Raw genomic sequence first — 2630 nt, forward strand, 5'->3', positions numbered from 1 at the left:
GCGCATAGGCGTCCAGCTGGTCCTTGGCCAGGCCGTACTTGCCGGCCATCATCTCGGCGCCCATGAACTGGCTGAACTCCACGCCCGGGTAGCGCTGCTGCATGGCCGGGCTCATGTACACGCCCAGGCCGGCCTTGGCGGGCAGGGCGTTGGGCGTGCCCATGGGCACGCGCGACATGCTCTCCACGCCTGCGGCGATCACCATGTCCATGCTGCCCGACATCACGGCCTGGGCCGCGAAATGCAGGGCCTGCTGGGACGACCCGCACTGCCGGTCCACCGTGGTGCCCGGCACGGACTCGGGCAGGGACGAGGCCAGCACCGCGTTGCGCGCCACGTTCGTGGCCTGCTGGCCCACCTGGCTGACGCAGCCCATGATCACGTCCTCGACCTGGGCCGGGTCGGCCCGGCTGCGGCGCACCAGCTCGTCCAGCACCTGGGCCGCGAGATCGGCCGGATGCCAGCCAGAGAGCTTTCCGCCGCGCTTGCCGCCCGCCGTGCGCGTGGCGGCGACGATGTATGCCTGTGCCATGGATATGTCTCCTGTTCCTGTATTCCTGGGGGGATGGTGGCCCGGCCGGCGCGGGCCGGGCATCGTCGCAAGCGACGATTCCGGCCAGGGAAAACGCGGGGACGGTGCCTGCCGTGGTGCCTGGGCGGTACGCCTAGCGCGGCGCCATGCGGATGGCGCCGTCCAGGCGCACGCACTCGCCGTTGAAGTAGCCGTTGGTGATCATGGTCTCGGCCAGGTGGGCGTATTCGTCGGGCTGGCCCAGCCGCTTGGGGAAGGGCACGGAGGCGGCCAGCGCCGCCTTCACGTTGTCGGGCGCGCCCTGCAGCAGCGGCGTGTCGAAGATGCCGGGCAGGATGGTGTTCACGCGGATGCCCTCGCCCATGAGGTCGCGCGCAATGGGCAGGGTCATGCCCGTGATGCCGGCCTTGCTGGCCGAGTAGCTGGCCTGGCCCATCTGCCCGTCCTGCGCCGCCACCGAGGCGGTGTTCACGATGGCGCCGCGCTCGCCGTCGGCCAGCGGCTCCAGCGTGAGCATGCCCGCCGCCGACTTGGCGATGCAGCGGAAGGTGCCCACCAGGTTGATCTGGATGATGCGGTCGAAATTGGCCACGGGCAGGTGCCGGATCTCGCCCGTGGCCTTGTCGCGGCTGGCGGTCTTGACGGCATTGCCCGTACCCGCGCAGTTGACCAGGATGCGCTCCTGCCCGTGGGCCGCACGCGCCTGGGCAAAGCCCGCGTCCACGCTGGCCTCGTCGGTCACGTCCACGCGGCAGAACAGGCCGCCTGTCTCGCGCGCCAGCGCCTGCCCGGCCGTCTCGTTGAGGTCGAACAGGGCAACGCGCACGCCTTTTGCGGCCAGGCGGCGCGCGGTGGCCGCGCCCAGGCCCGATGCCCCGCCCGTGACGACGGCGCTGATGCTTGCGTCAAGCTGCATGTGAAGGTCTCCTTGGTTGGTGCGTTGGCGGCGCGCCGTTGCCTGTCGCCTTGGATCGGGACAGGCGGCAGGCCGCCACCTATGATCTGCCTCCAAGTCTAGGAATCGCCCCGTCTTGCCGCCATCGTCGAAACCGACGAAAGTGCCCGGTGCCCCACCCCTTCACAGTGCCCCCTGCCTGCATGCAGCCCCCAGCGCCCACCCCTTCCTCCGGCCCCGGTCCGGGTTCCGGCTACGTGCCGCAGGCCAAGCTGAGCCCGCCGCGCGCCGCTGCCGCCCAGGTGGCCCGGCTGGCCGTTGCCGCGCGCTGGCCCGAGGCCTTGCGCGCCCGCGTGGTGCTGGTGCGCGCCCCTGCCGGCTTCGGCAAGACCACGGCCATGCGCCAGATGCGCGAGCGCCTGCAGGCCGAGGGCCAGGCCACGGCCTGGCTGACGCTGGATGCCGCCGACAACGATGTCTCGCGCTTTCTGCAGTGCCTGGGCGCGGCCGTGCGCACCCTGGGAGTGGGGCCATCGCAAGGCGCCGGCGAGTTGTCCCAGGCCCTGCATGCGCTGGCCGGCGAGGGCCGCTCCTTTGCGCTGTTCATTGATGATTTCGAGGTGCTGCACAACGATGCCGTGCTGGGCCTGGTGCGCCAGCTCATGGAGCAGCTGCCCGAGCGCGGGCGCCTGGTCATAGGCTCGCGCGCGCTGCCGGCCCTGGGACTGGGGCGGCTGCGCACCAGTGGCCAGTTGCTGGAGATCGATGCGGCGCTGCTGCGCTTTTCTGTGGGCGAGGCCGAGGAGTTCTTTCGCCTGCGCGGCTGCCCGCTGCCGCGCGAGGCCCTGGCGCGGCTGCTGGACAAGACCGAAGGCTGGATAGGCGCGCTGTGGCTGGCCTCGCTGGCGCTGGAGCGCCATGGCCCGCACAGCGATTTCATCGAGCGTTTCTCGGGCTCGGAGCGCGCCGTGGCCGACTACCTGGCCGAGGATGTGCTGGCCCAGCAGCCCGCGTCCGTGCGCGACTTCCTGCTGCGCACCAGCATCCTGCGCACGCTGGATGCCCAGGTCTGCCAGGCCCTGGTGCCGCGCGCCGACGGCGCCGCCATGCTGCAGGCGCTGGAGCAGGCCCACCTGTTCCTGGTGCCGCTGGCCGACGAGGCGCAGGGTGGCCAGGGCGGGCACAGCTGGCGCTACCACAGCA

General features: G+C 71.6%; 2 protein-coding genes and 1 pseudogene. 1 reads left to right on the forward strand and 2 read right to left on the reverse strand.

What is annotated here, in order from left to right:
- Together JHD82_RS28760 and JHD82_RS28765 are read right to left on the reverse strand one after the other, a co-directional pair.
- Positions 1 to 532: beta-ketoacyl synthase N-terminal-like domain-containing protein (locus tag JHD82_RS28760; protein WP_269848176.1), on the reverse strand; the 532-nt coding region annotated here is incomplete at its 3' end.
- Positions 533 to 665: 133 nt separating this feature from the next.
- Positions 666 to 1448 (reverse strand): SDR family NAD(P)-dependent oxidoreductase, encoded by a 783-nt coding sequence (locus JHD82_RS28765; protein WP_034395951.1) that lies wholly within the window; start codon positions 1446 to 1448, stop codon positions 666 to 668.
- Between the two features lie 182 nt (positions 1449 to 1630).
- Between JHD82_RS28765 and JHD82_RS28770 the strand changes: the two are divergent.
- Positions 1631 to 2630 (forward strand): annotated as a pseudogene (locus JHD82_RS28770) (helix-turn-helix transcriptional regulator); the annotation flags it as partial.

The sequence above is a fragment of the Delftia sp. ASV31 genome (genome assembly GCF_016428765.1).
Taxonomy (GTDB): Bacteria; Pseudomonadota; Gammaproteobacteria; order Burkholderiales; family Burkholderiaceae_C; genus Comamonas; species Comamonas acidovorans.